Source organism: Pseudomonas cichorii (assembly GCF_015471405.1).
GTDB lineage: Bacteria > Pseudomonadota > Gammaproteobacteria > Pseudomonadales > Pseudomonadaceae > Aquipseudomonas > Aquipseudomonas serbiensis.
Genome location: NZ_BLVZ01000013.1, coordinates 17,829 through 32,528, shown reverse-complemented (window position 1 = coordinate 32,528; position 14,700 = coordinate 17,829). Strand labels below are relative to the sequence as shown.

General features: G+C 58.8%; 15 protein-coding genes. 9 read left to right on the top strand and 6 right to left on the bottom strand.

Going from position 1 to position 14,700, the window contains the following annotated elements; genetic code table 11:
* Positions 1-5 precede the first annotated feature (5 nt).
* The gene (gene algB / locus JL015_RS20090; RefSeq protein ID WP_201000867.1) at positions 6-1,352 is read right to left on the bottom strand and encodes a sigma-54-dependent response regulator transcription factor AlgB; all 1,347 of its coding nucleotides are present in this window, start codon (positions 1,350-1,352) and stop codon (positions 6-8) included.
* 423 nt (positions 1,353-1,775) lie between these two features.
* On the opposite strand from algB, the gene JL015_RS20085 reads away from it, so the two are divergent.
* From JL015_RS20085 to JL015_RS20070, 4 genes are all read left to right on the top strand, one after another.
* Positions 1,776-2,057 (top strand): hypothetical protein, encoded by a 282-nt coding sequence (locus JL015_RS20085; RefSeq protein ID WP_201019679.1) that lies wholly within the window; start codon positions 1,776-1,778, stop codon positions 2,055-2,057.
* Between the two features lie 57 nt (positions 2,058-2,114).
* Entirely contained in the window at positions 2,115-2,279 is a 165-nt protein-coding gene (locus tag JL015_RS20080) for a DUF1328 domain-containing protein (RefSeq protein ID WP_025257796.1), read from the top strand.
* A gap of 3 nt (positions 2,280-2,282) precedes the next feature.
* Positions 2,283-2,747: an inhibitor of vertebrate lysozyme family protein gene (locus JL015_RS20075; RefSeq protein WP_201000865.1), complete on the top strand. Its 465-nt coding sequence runs from the start codon at positions 2,283-2,285 to the stop codon at positions 2,745-2,747.
* A gap of 179 nt (positions 2,748-2,926) precedes the next feature.
* Positions 2,927-4,495, top strand: coding sequence for a SulP family inorganic anion transporter (locus tag JL015_RS20070; protein WP_201019678.1), 1,569 nt, complete (start codon positions 2,927-2,929; stop codon positions 4,493-4,495).
* Here JL015_RS20070 and aroE read toward each other — a convergent pair.
* Complete coding sequence (gene aroE / locus JL015_RS20065; RefSeq protein WP_201019677.1) at positions 4,492-5,316, bottom strand: shikimate dehydrogenase; 825 nt, start codon at positions 5,314-5,316, stop codon at positions 4,492-4,494. The genes JL015_RS20070 and aroE overlap by 4 nt on opposite strands.
* Positions 5,317-5,423: 107 nt before the next feature.
* Positions 5,424-6,335 (bottom strand): oxygen-dependent coproporphyrinogen oxidase, encoded by a 912-nt coding sequence (gene hemF, locus JL015_RS20060; RefSeq protein ID WP_201000859.1) that lies wholly within the window; start codon positions 6,333-6,335, stop codon positions 5,424-5,426.
* A 172-nt stretch (positions 6,336-6,507) separates the two neighbouring features.
* On the opposite strand from hemF, the gene JL015_RS20055 reads away from it, so the two are divergent.
* Entirely contained in the window at positions 6,508-7,485 is a 978-nt protein-coding gene (locus JL015_RS20055; protein WP_201019676.1) for an NADPH:quinone reductase, read from the top strand.
* Here JL015_RS20055 and JL015_RS20050 read toward each other — a convergent pair.
* From JL015_RS20050 to JL015_RS20040, 3 genes are all read right to left on the bottom strand, one after another.
* Entirely contained in the window at positions 7,482-8,039 is a 558-nt protein-coding gene (locus JL015_RS20050) for an L-threonylcarbamoyladenylate synthase (protein ID WP_117180589.1), read from the bottom strand. The two genes, JL015_RS20055 and JL015_RS20050, sit on opposite strands and share 4 nt — an antisense overlap.
* Before the next feature lie 38 nt (positions 8,040-8,077).
* Positions 8,078-9,193, bottom strand: coding sequence for a DNA-processing protein DprA (gene dprA / locus JL015_RS20045; RefSeq protein ID WP_201019675.1), 1,116 nt, complete (start codon positions 9,191-9,193; stop codon positions 8,078-8,080).
* Between the two features lie 123 nt (positions 9,194-9,316).
* Entirely contained in the window at positions 9,317-10,342 is a 1,026-nt protein-coding gene (locus JL015_RS20040) for a LysM peptidoglycan-binding domain-containing protein (protein WP_201019674.1), read from the bottom strand.
* Between the two features lie 127 nt (positions 10,343-10,469).
* Here JL015_RS20040 and def point away from each other — a divergent pair, with 127 nt between their 5' ends.
* Genes def through trkA form a run of 4 tightly spaced genes read left to right on the top strand, consistent with a single transcriptional unit; the run spans position 10,470 to position 14,684 of the window.
* Complete coding sequence (gene def / locus JL015_RS20035; RefSeq protein ID WP_201000852.1) at positions 10,470-10,976, top strand: peptide deformylase; 507 nt, start codon at positions 10,470-10,472, stop codon at positions 10,974-10,976.
* 56 nt (positions 10,977-11,032) lie between these two features.
* The gene (gene fmt / locus JL015_RS20030; RefSeq protein WP_201019673.1) at positions 11,033-11,977 is read left to right on the top strand and encodes a methionyl-tRNA formyltransferase; all 945 of its coding nucleotides are present in this window, start codon (positions 11,033-11,035) and stop codon (positions 11,975-11,977) included.
* Complete coding sequence (gene rsmB, locus JL015_RS20025) at positions 11,974-13,296, top strand: 16S rRNA (cytosine(967)-C(5))-methyltransferase RsmB (RefSeq protein ID WP_201019672.1); 1,323 nt, start codon at positions 11,974-11,976, stop codon at positions 13,294-13,296. The genes fmt and rsmB overlap by 4 nt, the downstream gene beginning before the upstream one ends.
* Before the next feature lie 14 nt (positions 13,297-13,310).
* Positions 13,311-14,684, top strand: a complete 1,374-nt coding sequence (gene trkA, locus JL015_RS20020; RefSeq protein WP_201000847.1) for a Trk system potassium transporter TrkA — start codon at positions 13,311-13,313, stop codon at positions 14,682-14,684.
* Positions 14,685-14,700: the final 16 nt, after the last annotated feature.

Below are 14,700 nucleotides of genomic sequence, written 5' to 3'. Positions count from 1 at the left end.
ACAACTCATAAGTTGTACTGCTTGCGTTTGCGATAAAGGGTCGAAGAGTCGATGCCCAGGGTTTTCGCAGCCTGATCGAGTGTATCGCTGGTCGCCAGGACTGCGCCGATATGGGCCTTTTCCAGTTCGTCCAGGCTCAAGGCTGCGCCCACGCGAGGGGCGTTGTTGGTCGGTACTTCGGCCATGCCCAAGTGACTGACTTCGACTCGCTCCTGCGGGCAGATGATGCTCGCGCGCTCGATGACGTTACGCAACTCACGGATATTGCCGGGCCAGCGGTAGTTGAGCAGCGCAGCACGGGCTTCGTCGCTGAACCCGCGAGCCGGCCGGGCATAATCCTTGACGAAGCGCGCCAGGAACCGATCGGCCAGGGTCATGATGTCTTCGCTTCGCTCACGCAATGCCGGAAGGTGCAGGGTAATCACGTTCAGACGATACAGAAGGTCTTCACGGAAGCGCCCGCCGCGCACCATGTCTTCCAGATTCAGGTTGGTGGCCGCCAGAATCCGCACGTCGGCACGCCGGGTGACCGGGTCACCCACACGCTCGTATTCCTTGTCCTGGATGAAACGCAGCAACTTTGGCTGCAAAGTCAGTGGAAAATCGCCGATCTCGTCGAGAAACAATGTTCCGCCATCGGCCTGATTGACGCGGCCCAGTGTGCTTTCGCTGGCACCGGTAAACGCACCGCGGCTGTGACCGAACAGCTCGCTTTCCATCAACTCGGCCGTCAGGGAAGGGCAGTTGATGGTGACGCAGGATTTCTTGGCTCGTTTGCTCCAGCCGTGAATGGCGCGCGCCAATTCACCTTTACCAGTGCCGGACTCTCCCAGAATCAGAATGTTGGCGTCGGTCACGGCCACCTGCCGCGCCGTTTCCAGAATGGCCATCATCGACGGGCTGTGAGAATCAAGGCCGTCCTTGGGCTGGCGTATCTCGCCTTCCAAAGCTTCCAGACGGGCAGACAACTGCCGTACTTCCAGTTGCTTGGCAGTGGCAAGGCGCAGTTGATCCGGGCTGCAGGGTTTGACCAGGTAATCGGCGGCGCCAGCCTGGATCGCATCGACCGCCGTGTCGACCGCCGAATGGGCGGTAACGATCACTACGCGCATCCATGGTGCCTGGATACGCATTTGCGCCAGGACCTCCAACCCGTTGTCTTCGCCCAGACGCAGGTCCAGAAAACACAGGTCAAACACCTGACGCTGCATCAATGTGTCGGCCTGCGCTGCACTGTTGGCAGTGGCGACACTGTAGCCCTCATCTTCCAGACAGTACCGGAACGTGCGAAGGATTGCGGACTCGTCGTCCACTAGCAGAATACGGCCCTGATTCTCAGTGGCTGTCTCCATTTTTCCTACGCTCCTAAGTAAATGATCTTGGTTAGTCTCGGAATCATCGGGCAAGTTGCATGGTTGATTCTGATTGATTCTGTGACATGCATGTTAGCTATCTGTTCGTGCATTAGCTAACCGGCTGATTTTTCTGGCTATCTGTCTCCAGCCTGAGGCGACCTGAAGCCACCGAGCTGCATTGGCGCGGATTCCTCTCCCTGAACAAGCCTGCGGTGGTTCGTGCAGAACGCACGACTGTGAAGGGGGGATCGTGCAGCTTGCTGGCTGCCGTTTTTTTAAAAACATAGCAAACCATTGATTTAATTGAGTTTATTTCAAACGCAAAAAATGGCATGCAGTCTGCACTATCTCTTGCACCCAAGGTTGGATCTTACGGCCAGCCAAATTCATCAAGACCATTCAGGTAAACGGAGTTTAGGGATGAACAGCCAGCATATCGCCCATTTGCGTATTTCATCCCTGCACATACAGCAAGGCCTGTTCTTGCTGCTGGCCCTGCTCATTACCCTGATTGCCGTTCAACAGTTCCAGCGCTGGGATCAGTCTCGCGAAGCGACCCAGACCCAGCAGCAAATCATCAAGGTCAGCGCGTCCTATCAAAACCTGACGCGGACGGCCCAGATCACTGGACTCGGACCCCAGCCTGTTGACGGCGTGGTGTCTGTCGATGAAGTAGCAACGCCGCAAAAATGGGTCTTCTGATCCAGACAAACCGAACGAAACGTTCCAAATTCAAATAGCTGTAAAAGGAGTATCACCATGCTGAGTTGGGCTATCACGTTCTTGATCATCGCCATTGTCGCTGCCGTACTGGGCTTCGGCGGTATCGCAGGCACGGCAACGGGCATCGCCAAGATTCTGTTCATCGTGTTCCTGGTCATGTTCGTCGTGTCTTTCTTCTTCGGGCGCCGCGGTCGAGGCTGAGAAATGGGCAAATCTTTTCACTCACTGGCAGCCGCCCTGTTGATGGGCGGCAGTGCCATGGCAATAGCCGCCAACGATGGTCAGGCCCGGGTCAATGAGCTGTTGAGTTCTGCGCCCGAGTACCGTCAGACATGGACCAAGGTCATACAGAAAGAGGAACGGTTGCCCGACTGGATCATCAATCTTTCCGGTACTTCCGAACAGATGACCGCCGTCACCGAGGACCATGATCCCTATATCGTCGGAACACTGTGCGAAACCGCTGAAACCTGTCGCAGCAAACGCCTGATCGTGTCGTTCAGCCTCGATAAGGAAGATGCCTATGCAATGCTGGTCGAAGTGCCTGCCGGACTCCCGGCCGACAAATCGCCTACTAACCATGCGACCTACCGTTTTCTGGGTAAACCGGATGAAGGCATGCAAGAGCTGCTGAAAGAGCAGTTGCGCAAAGATCCGAACTGGTACTGATTCAGCACTCCACACCTATCTCAAGGACCAGGCATCCGGGCACGCTCCCGCATGCCTGGTCTCCCATTCCCTCGCTCTATTTATTCATTTGTGCAAATGGCGCAGGATGTGCTCGCGAGTGCATAAGCGCGGTCTGGCCGTGTACCCTTAATTGCCGCTAACCAATCGACGAGGGTTTCATGGGTTGGCTCAACCGCCACAAATTCCTGCCTTTTCTCGCCTGGCTTCCCAAACAGACTCGCGTCAGCGTCGGCCGTGATGCGCTGGTAGGACTGAGCGGTGCCATCCTCGCCTTGCCACAATCCATCGCTTACGCGCTGATCGCAGGACTGCCTCCCGAATATGGTCTTTACGCCGCCATCGTTCCGGTACTGATCGCTTGTCTGTGGGGCTCTTCGTGGCATTTGATATGCGGACCGACAGCCGCCATTTCCATCGTGCTGTATGCCAGCATCAGTCCTTTGGCCGTTCCTGCCAGCCAGGACTACATCACGCTTATCCTGTTGCTGACATTCATAGCCGGGGCATTCCAGTTGCTGCTGGGCATGATGCGCTTCGGCGCACTGGTGAACTTTGTCTCGCACTCTGTCGTACTGGGTTTCACTTTGGGCGCAGCCATCGTGATTGCATTGGGACAGATACCGAACCTGGCGGGAATCGATTTACCCAGTCAGAGCACTGCTCTCAACAGCCTGACAGCAGTCCTCGAACACAGCCCTGAGATCGACAAGCCCTCGCTGATTCTGGGCCTGCTGACTCTGGCGCTGGGCATTACCCTGAAATATCTGGTACCGCGCTGGCCAACACTGTTGATCGCCTTGGTATCGAGCAGCCTGCTTGTCTGGTTGTGGCCTGCAATGTTTGGCCAGGTGAAGGTGGTGAAGGCTTTCGCGGGGCAACTGCCACCGTTCAGCCCGCTGCCACTGGATCTGGACCTGATCCTCAAGCTGCTGCCGACTGCAGTTGCAGTGGGTATGCTCGGCCTGGTGAACAGTCTGTCGATTGCCCGCTCGCTGTCGGCACGCTCCCAGCAACTGATCAACGCCAACCAGGAAGTGCGCGCTCAGGGCCTGTCGAATATGGTCGGCTCACTGTTCTCCGGCTATCTGTCTGCCGGCTCCTTTACCCGTGCCGCCTTGAGTTATGAAGCAGGGGCACGCTCGCCATTGGCGGGCGTTTTCTCGGCGTTATGGGTCATGTTGTTCGCGGTCGCGGGGGCATCATTGATTGCCCACATCCCGATTCCGGGCATGGCGGCCTCGATTCTGTTGATCTGCTGGGGGTTAGTGGATCATCGCGGTATCGCGGCGTTGTTTCGGGTCAGTCGTTCCGAGTTTTTCGTGATGGCCCTGACCTGTGTCGCGACCCTGCTGCTGGAGTTGCAGACCGCAATCTATGCAGGTGTGCTGGCTTCGCTGTTCTTCTACCTCAAGCGCACGTCTCAACCCAAGGTGCAGCAATGGCGCGAAGGTGACGAAGAGATCATGCGCGTCGGCGGGTCGATTTTCTTCGGCGCCAGCCATTACCTGCAAACCCGCTTGCAGCGCACCGAAGGCAAGCGCGTGGTGATCGATGCCCAACAGATCAACTTCATCGACTATTCAGGCGTTGAAATGCTTCATCAGGAAGCCCGACGCCTGCTCAAGCAGGACCGGACCCTGACCCTGCGTCGCGCCCGGCAACAGGTCGTCGAAGAGCTGCAAAAGCTGGAGGGCGCGGATAAATGCCCGATCCTGTTCGAGGATTAGGCGCTCGCCAACTGCCGCCGCATCTCAGCCAGTACCTGCGCTGAATCCGGTCGCACGCCGCGCCATAGCAAGAAGGCTTCGGCAGCCTGTTCGACAAGCATGCCCAGACCGTCCACCGCCTGTGCCGCACCGTGCTCGGTCGCCCAGCGACAGAATGCCGTCGGCTCCTTGCCATACATCATGTCGTAACAGAAGGTATGACCCGCCTCGATCAGGCTGGAGGCAATCGGCGGCAACTCACCCGACAGGCTGGCGGAGGTGGCGTTGATAATCAGGTCCACCGGCTCTTCCAGCCAGTCGTAACCGCTGGCGAACACCGGGCCGAGGTCGGTAAAGAGCTGGGCCAGGTTTTCGGCTTTTTCCACCGTACGGTTGGCGATCACCAGTGCGGCGGGGTTCTGCGCGAGCAACGGCTCCAGAGCACCACGTACAGCACCGCCGGCACCGAGCAACAGGATACGTTGACCGCGCAGACTGAAACCGTAATTGACTGTCAGATCACGCACCAGCCCGGCGCCATCGGTGTTATCGCCCAGCAAGGTGCCATCGGCCTGTCTGCTCAGGGTATTTACCGCACCTGCGCGCTCGGCACGCAGGGTCAGGCTGTCGGCCAGACGATAGGCCTCTTCCTTGAACGGCACGGTCACGTTGGCCCCGCGCCCGGTCTGGAAAAAGCGTCGGGCGAAAGCCGTGAAATCGTCCAGCGGAGCCAGCGCGGTCTGGTAATCCAGTTGCTGTTCTGTCTGGCTGGCGAACAGGCTGTGGATCAATGGGGACTTGCTGTGGCCGATGGGATTACCGAATACGACGTACTGGTCCATTTGTGTTCCTGTTGATGTATTTATCGCCCGGTACAGCACTGTGGAGCGAATTCATTCGCGAAAAAGTATTCGCGGATAAATCCGCTCCTACAGAAACCAGGGCTCTGTCATTCGGCCAGCCAATCCCGGTCTTGCAGGAAGTACTCGGTCAGGCGCGCTTCTTCGCTGCCCGGCGCGGCCTTCCAGTCATAACCCCAGCGCACTTGTGGAGGCAGGGACATCAGGATCGATTCCGTGCGGCCACCCGATTGCAGGCCAAACAGCGTCCCACGGTCGTACACCAGGTTGAACTCGACGTAACGGCCACGTCGGAATTCCTGGAACTCACGCTGTTGCACGGTATAAGCCGTGGCCTTGCGGCGACGCACGATCGGCAGGTAGGCATTGATGTAGGCATCACCAATAGCGCGGATGAAAGCGAAACTGGTGTCGAAGTCCCAGTGATTCACATCGTCGAAGAACAGACCGCCAATACCGCGCGGCTCATTGCGATGCTTGAGGTGGAAGTAGCTGTCGCACCAGGCTTTGTAACGGGGATAGACGTCATCGCCAAACGGCGCACAGGCACGCTCGGCAACACGGTGCCAGTGTACGCAGTCCTCTTCAACGCCGTAGTAAGGCGTCAGGTCGAAACCGCCACCGAACCACCAGACCGGCTCTTCGCCTTCTTTTTCAGCGATGAAGAACCGTACGTTGGCGTGGGAAGTCGGCACATGCGGATTGTGCGGGTGGATTACCAGCGAAACCCCAAGAGCCTCGAAGCCACGCCCCGCCAGCTCAGGCCGGTGAGCACTGGCCGACGGCGGCAGGTTGCTGCCAAAGACATGAGAAAAGTTGACGCCGCCCTTTTCGATGACAGCACCATTTTCAACGACCCGCGTGCGACCACCGCCACCTGCAGGACGTGTCCAGGCATCTTCGACAAAGTGTGCGCTGCCATCTTCGAGTTCCAGGGCAGTGCAGATCCGGTCTTGCAGATCGAGCAGGTAGGCTTTTACGGCCTCGGTGCGGGTATTCATAGAGATCCCTAAGGCTGACGTCAAACGGCTGAGCACCCCGGATGCAAAGGGGCGCAGGCAAAGTGGCGCGTAGCATACCACTGGCCGACCTGCCTTCGCAGTTGACGAAGATCACCTGAAGGAGTCCGATAGCCCATCCAATGATCCGTTTAGACCAGCATGGAGAAAGCAAATGGCAAAGCGTATCCAGTTCAGCACCATCGGAGGACCCGAGGTTCTTGAATATGTCGACTTTGAGCCAGCCCAACCCGGCCCGCAGCAGGTTGTGGTTCGCAACAAGGCCATCGGCCTGAACTTTATCGATACCTATTACCGCAGCGGCCTTTACCCGGCACCTTCATTTCCTTCGGGGCTGGGCACGGAAGGCGCGGGCATAGTCGAGGCCATCGGCAATGAAGTGACACGCTTTCAGGTGGGCGACCGCGTGGCTTATGGCACCGGCCCGCTGGGTGGCTACAGCGAGCTGCATGTATTACCCGAGGCCAATCTGGTGAAGCTGCCCGACTCGATCAGCTTCGAGCAGGCGGCCGCCGTCATCCTCAAGGGCCTGACGGTACAGTATTTGCTGCGCCAGACGTATCTGGTCAAACCCGGCGAAACCTTTCTGTTCCACGCTGCTGCCGGTGGCGTCGGTTCGCTGGCCTGCCAGTGGGCAAAGGCCTTGGGAGCGAATCTGATCGGCACGGTCAGCTCGCCGGAGAAGGCAGAGCACGCCAAGGCGCTCGGTGCATGGGAAACCATCGATTACAGCCATGAAGACGTGGCCAAGCGGGTACTGGAACTGACCGAAGGCAAGAAATGCCCGGTGGTCTACGACGGCGTCGGCCAGGACACATGGCTGACCTCTCTCGATTGCGTGGCGCCTCGTGGCCTGCTGGTCAGCTTTGGCAATGCATCCGGGCCGGTTTCAGGCGTGAACCTGGGGATTCTGGCGCAGAAAGGCTCGCTTTACGTGACCCGCCCAACCCTGGCCAGCTATGCCAACAATGCGCAGAACCTGCAATCGATGGCCGACGATCTGTTCGACATGCTCGCCAGCGGCAAGATCAAGGTCAACGATATCCAGCAATACGCCCTGAAAGACGCCGCCCAGGCGCAGATCGAGCTGTCGGCTCGCCGCACCACGGGATCGACGATTCTGATTCCTTAACCTGGACGTACAACCTGGCCGGTCGCGACATCTCGGATGACACTGGGGTTTCGGCGACCGCCCAGGCTGCCGCCAAGCACCAGGTCGATTTGCCCACGGAAGTATTGCTCCACGCGCAGCCGTGTGCGGGCAGCCGGGCGACCGGCAGGGTTGGCGGAGGTCGAGATCAAAGGGCCGACCAGTGCGCACAGTTCACGTACGGTCGGATGATCGGTCACGCGCAGGGCCACGGTTTCATGCACACCCGTGATCCATTCAGGCAGCAGGTTCTGATGCGGCACCAGCCAGGTGTTAGGGCCAGGCCAGGTGCTGGCCATGCGGTCGATCCACTGCTCGGGAAAGTCCTCGAACAGAAAATCGAACTGGCGAATGTTGTCGGCGATCAGAATCAGCCCTTTATCCACAGGCCGCGACTTGATCGCCAGCAGGCGATACACCGCTTCCTCATCCCATGGGTCACACCCAAGCCCCCAGACTGCCTCGGTTGGATAGGCAATCACCGCTCCGGCCCGAATATCTCGAGCGGCTTGCTGCACGCGCCAACTGCTGACCATTGATGTTTCTCCGATAAATCCTGCCGGGCAGTTTAACCTCAGGGCGCCCGTGCGAACCATCGTCCAGCTTCATTGCTGATCATTCCATCCAGTTCCAGCTCGGTCAGGGCGGCCAGTACCTTGGGAAGTGGCCATTCACTGGCAACCGCCAACGCCTCGCTGGTATGCGGTGCAGCATGCAGGATCGTCAGCAATGGATGCCTGGAAGAGGAGGCAGGCTGCTCAGGCCCGGAAGCGGCGGGTGTCAGATGGTGCCAGTGCTGCAGGGCTTCAAGAATGTGATCGACGGTTTCGACCAGCACAGCGCCATCGCGGATCAACTGATGACAACCGCGAGCACCCGGGTGATGAATGGAACCGGGAATGGCATACACCTCTCGACCATGCTCGGCCGCAAGTCGCGCCGTAATCAACGACCCACTGCCCACACTGGCTTCCACCACCAGTACCCCCAGAGACAAACCACTGATGATTCGATTGCGGCGCGGGAAGTTGTTGGCCTGTGGGCCGGTATCCAGCGGGAACTCTGAAATCACTGCGCTACCTTGCGCAATCATCTGCGACGCCAAGTGTCGATGGCGCTGTGGATAAAGTTTTTCGAGGCCCGTCCCCAACACGCCGATTGTTGCCCCGCCAACGTCCAGAGCACCTTGATGCGCTGCGCCATCGATCCCCAAAGCCAGGCCGCTGGTAATGACAAAACCGGCACCTGCCAGGCTTCGGGCAAAAGCGCTGGCCGTGTCCATCCCCGGCTTCGACGCACGACGACTGCCGACCATTCCCAGTTGGGGCCGCTCAAGAATCGAAGGGTTTCCAGCAATGAATAACAGAGGCGGCGGGTCGGCAATTTCAGCGAGCAACGCCGGGTAGCCAGGGTCGTCCCACATCAATAAATGCTGGCCCGGACACTCAAGCCAGGCCAGTGCGGCGCTGGCTCCATCACGCACCAGCGGGTCGCGACGGGCCTCGGCACAGGCCGTCGGCAACCCCAAGGCTCGCCATGCACTGGCGGGCGCAGAGAGTGCTGCCGAGGCGGACCCGAATGCATCAATGAGTCTGGAAAAGCGTTTGGGTCCTACCTCCGGCAAGCGATGCAAACGCAGGCGCGCTTCCAGTTCGGCAGGCGAAGGGACAGCTTTTTCAAACAGTGGCATAAGATCGTCCTTGATCCATAGCCCACTTCAAGGAGTGGGCAAACCTGTGGATAACTCTGTTGACAACAATTTGATAAGTAAAATGTCCGGTGGAAAAATCCGTATCAATCCTGAGACATAGCGTCAGGGATTGCGGACCTTGTCCATAATGGCCAAAGATCTGTTCGCGTGCAGGACCAAGGCGTAACTGAGCTTTTCATAAGTGCGGAAAACCATCAGCAGCCCGGAACGTTCGTCGGGAATTTTCACCTGCTCGCCGGTCACCCGGTCGCGGACCATTTCGCCCGTCTTGAAGATCGCCAGCACATTGCCTTCGACCAGCCCGTCACGCCTGCCTTTGTTGAGCGTCACCACATCGTAGACGCCAACCTGGGTCACGCCTCTGGGCACATCGAGAATCAGGCCCTCAATGGCGCTCTGTGGAGAACTGGGCAGGAACGTCGAGTTGATTGCCCGCTCTTCACTGCTGAACAGACGGTCACCCAGGCGAACTTCCTGGGTAGAGCGCTGCAACACCAAGGTGGAGATATCGCCTTCTGTGGCAACGACTTCACCGCTGCCAATATCGTCGGCATTGATGCCCAGCACTTCCTTGGTACCCGGATCGGTATAGACCTTGCCCTGACGGAAAATGCCATAGCCCTGCTGATCCTGGTCCAGATTTCCGCGGGCGTAGATGCGGTCGCCCCGGCCACTGAGTACACGCTCGGCATTGCCTGCGACGATGTACGGGGCGTCCTCGAACTGGTCAGCGCTGTCGACGATCCGGTTGCTGATCAGAAACGCATTGATCGCGCCCAGCGGGATGCTCGGGATCGCTTCGATCGTCGGCGTACTGCGCACACGAGGCGACAATTTGATCGTTCCGCGGGACTCGGCACGGTTGAGGACAACACGTGGCTGACCATCGATGTAGACCAGCGACAGCGAATCGCCGGGATAGATGAGGTCCGGATCGCGTACTTGTGGATTGGCCCGCCATAACTCGCGCCATTTCCATGGTTCGCGCAAGAATTTGCCGGAAATGTCCCAAAGTGTGTCACCGGCAACGACGGTGTACGTTTGCGGGTGGCCTTCCTTGAGTTGCACTTGCGCCTGAACAAGACCGCTGGCGGTCAAAAGCAGCAGGGCGAGTAGTGATTTCCTCATGCGGTGAATCCCTTTATCATGTTGTCTCGCGTGAACATAAGTCCCATCAGTCATGGGGCTGCTCGCTTCGACATTCCAAGCCTGGCAGCCAATTTTGACTTTACCCTACAGTGCAGCCCTTACGTATATGGCCATTCTAAACATTCTCGAATTTCCCGATTCGCGCCTGCGCACCATCGCTAAACCCGTGGCGATAGTAGACGACGGCATACGCCAGTTGGTCGACGACATGTTTGAAACCATGTACGAGGCTCCTGGCATCGGTCTGGCAGCGACCCAGGTCAACGTCCACAAGCGTGTGGTCGTGATGGACCTGAGTGAGGATCGCACCGAGCCTCGCGTATTCATCAACCCTGAAATCGAAATGCTGACCGATGAAATGGATCAGTATCAGGAAGGCTGCCTCTCAGTGCCCGGTTTTTATGAAAATGTCGATCGTCCCCAGAAAGTTCGCATCAAGGCTCTGGACCGTGACGGCCAGCCTTACGAACTGATTGCCGAAGGTTTGCTCGCGGTCTGCATCCAGCATGAATGCGATCACCTGAACGGCAAGCTGTTCGTCGACTACCTCTCCAATCTCAAGCGTGACCGGATCAAGAAAAAGCTGGAAAAACAGCATAAGCAAAACGCCTGATCCCTCATCCAAAAAGGCCTGTGAAGGCCTTTTCTTTTTTACAGAACGAGAAGTCCATGACTGAGCCACTGCGCATCGTCTTCGCCGGTACTCCGGAATTCGCCGCCGAACATTTGAAGGCCCTGCTCGACAGCCCTCATCAGATCATCGCGGTCTACACCCAGCCTGATCGCCCGGCCGGTCGTGGACAAAAACTGATGCCAAGCCCGGTCAAGCAACTGGCGTTACAGCATGGCCTGCAAGTACTGCAACCGCCAACGCTGCGCGATGCAACGGCTCAACAGGAGCTGGCAGAGCTCAAGCCCGATCTGATGGTGGTGGTCGCTTATGGCCTGATCCTGCCGCAAGTGGTGCTGGATATTCCACGCCTGGGTTGCATCAACAGCCATGCCTCCCTACTGCCACGCTGGCGCGGCGCGGCGCCTATCCAGCGAGCCGTGCAGGCTGGCGATGCAGAAAGCGGTGTAACCGTCATGCGCATGGAAGCGGGGCTGGATACCGGCCCGATGCTGCTCAAGGTCGTCACGCCGATCACGGCAGAAGATACCGGCGGCACCTTGCACGACCGTCTTGCCGAACTTGGCCCGCCCGCTGTGTTGCAAGCCGTTGCCGGCCTGGCTGATGGCTCGCTGATTGGCGAAGTACAGGATGACAGCCTCGCCACTTATGCTCACAAACTGAACAAGGACGAGGCGCGCATCGACTGGAGCCGCCCGGCAGACGAGCTGGAGCGCCTGATCCGCGCCTTCAATCCATGGCCGATCTGCCACAGCACACTGAACGAAGAAGCCCTCAAGGTTCTGGCCGCCAGCCTTGCCGAAGGGCAGGGAGCGCCGGGCACGATTCTCGGCGCCAGCAAGGACGGCCTGATCGTAGCCTGTGGACAAGGTGCGCTGCGCCTCACCCGTCTGCAACTGCCGGGCGGCAAGCCGCTGAACTTCACTGATCTGTTCAACAGCCGTCGCGAGAAATTCGCCACCGGCACGGTATTGGGCCAATGAACCCGCGTCTGGCCGCAGCCAGGGCATTGGCCGCCGTGCTGAGCGGCAAGGCTTCGCTGAACAGTTCATTACCGACACAGCTGGATAAAGTCGAAGTCCGTGATCGCGGGCTGACTCAGGATCTGGCCTTCGGCACCGCACGCTGGCAGCCGCGCTTGTCGGCGCTGGCGGCCAGGTTGCTGCAAAAACCCTTCAAGGCGGCTGACGCCGATGTAGAGGCGCTTTTGCTGGTCGGGCTTTACCAATTGCTCTACAGCCGCATCCCCGCCCACGCCGCCATCGGTGAAACAGTGGGTTGCGCCGACAAGCTGAAAAAGCCTTGGGCCAAGGCATTGCTCAACGCCGTTCTGCGCCGTGCGCAACGTGAAAGCGAAGCGCTGCTGGCTGAACTGGAACACGACCCGGTGGTGCGCACCGCTCACCCGCGCTGGCTGCAAAAAGCCCTGAAAGCCTCGTGGCCCGAGCAGTGGGAAGCCATCTGCGCCGCCAACAACGCTCATCCGCCCATGATCTTGCGGGTCAATCGTCGGCATAACAGCCGTGCTCAATACCTTGAGCTGTTGAAAGCGGCAGGCATCGAAGCCATTGCCTGCACCTTCAGCCAGGACGGAATCCTGCTCGCCGAGCCGGGTGATGTGCGCTCACTGCCAGGTTTTGCAGAAGGCTGGATCAGCGTGCAGGATGAAGCAGCCCAACTGGCTGCCGATCTGCTGGAACTGGCTCCCGGTCAACGTGTACTCGATGCCTGCTGCGCGCCGGGCGGCAAGACTTGCCACCTGCTGGAAGTACAGCCACAGCTCAGTGGCGTGGTGGCTGTGGATCTGGAAGCCAAGCGACTGGTTCGCGTTCGGGAAAACCTTGACCGCCTTGGCCTGGATGCCGAACTGATCGCCGCCGACGCCCGCGAAACCACGCAATGGTGGGACGGCAAGCCATTCCAGCGCATTCTGCTCGATGCACCGTGCTCGGCAACAGGCGTGATCCGCCGTCACCCGGACATCAAACTGACCCGTCAGGCGGATGACATTGCCGCCCTGGCCACGCTGCAAGGCGAACTGCTGGACGCGCTCTGGCCGACCCTGCAAGTCGGAGGCATTCTGTTGTATGCCACCTGCTCGACGCTGCCAACGGAAAACACACAAGTGATCGAAGCCTTCCTGGCACGCACCAGCGGTGCCCGTGAACTGGATATCGCCGGGCAGTTCGGCCAGCAACCCGCAGGCATCAAGCAACCGCACGGTCGCCAGTTACTTGCACAGGAAGGCGGGCATGACGGCTTCTATTACGCAAAACTGATCAAGATCGCGGCGTCGGTCTGACAGGGAGATAGCAGTTGAAAATCATCATCCTGGGTGCAGGGCAGGTTGGCGGCACGTTGGCCGAACATCTGGCCAGTGAAGCCAACGACATCACGGTCGTCGACACCGATGGCGACCGTCTGCGTGATCTGGGCGACCGCCTGGATATCCGCACGGTTCAAGGCAAAGGCTCGTTTCCAACAGTGCTGCGCCAGGCCGGGGCCGATGATGCCGACATGCTGGTGGCCGTCACCAACAGCGACGAAACCAATATGGTTGCCTGCCAGGTTGCCTACACGCTGTTCCACACGCCGACCAAGATTGCCCGTGTCCGCGATGCGGCTTACCTGACCCGCGTCGAGCTGTTCGATAACGATGCGATTCCCGTGGATGTACTGATCAGCCCGGAACAGGTGGTAACCAACTACATCAAGCGTCTGGTCGAATACCCCGGCGCCCTCCAGGTGATCGACTTTGCCGAAGGCAAGGCACAACTGGTGGCCGTCAGAGCTTATTACGGCGGGCCGCTGGTGGGCCAAAAACTACGCCAGTTGCGGGCGCACATGCCCAATGTCGATACCCGCGTGGCCGCGATCTTTCGTCGCGACCGACCCATCACTCCCCATGGCGACACCGTTATCGAAGCCGATGACGAAGTGTTCTTCATCGCGGCAAAGGCCCACATTCGTGCCGTGATGGGCGAGATGCGACGTCTGGACGAAAGCTACAAACGCATCGTCATCGCAGGCGGTGGCAATATTGGCGAGCGCCTGGCCGAAGCCATCGAAAGCCGCTATCAGGTCAAGATCATCGAGATGAATCCGGCCCGTTGCCGTCATCTGTCGGAAACCCTCAACAGTACCGTGGTGCTGCAAGGCAGCTCTTCGGATCGCGACCTGTTGATGGAAGAAAACATCGGCAATACCGACCTGTTCCTGGCCCTGACCAACGACGACGAAGCCAACATCATGTCATCGCTGCTGGCCAAGCGGATGGGTGCGCGCAAGGTGGTGACACTGATCAACAACCCGGCGTATGTGGACCTGGTGCAAGGCGGGGAAATCGATATCGCTGTCAGCCCTCAACTGGCAACCATCGGCACCTTGCTGACCCACGTCCGGCGCGGCGATATCGTCAGTGTGCATTCGTTGCGCAGGGGAGCGGCCGAAGCCATCGAGGCTGTCGCCCACGGCGATGCCAAATCCAGCAAGGTCATCGGCAAGGCCATCAAGGACATCATCCTCCCGCATGGCACCACCATCGGAGCCATTATCCGCGACGAAGAAGTCCTGATCGCCCACGATATCACCGTGATCGAATCAGGCGACCACGTGATCCTGTTCCTTGTGGATAAAAAATACATCCGCGATGTGGAGCGGCTGTTTCAGGTGGGGTTGAGCTTCTTCTGATCAATTAATGCACAAA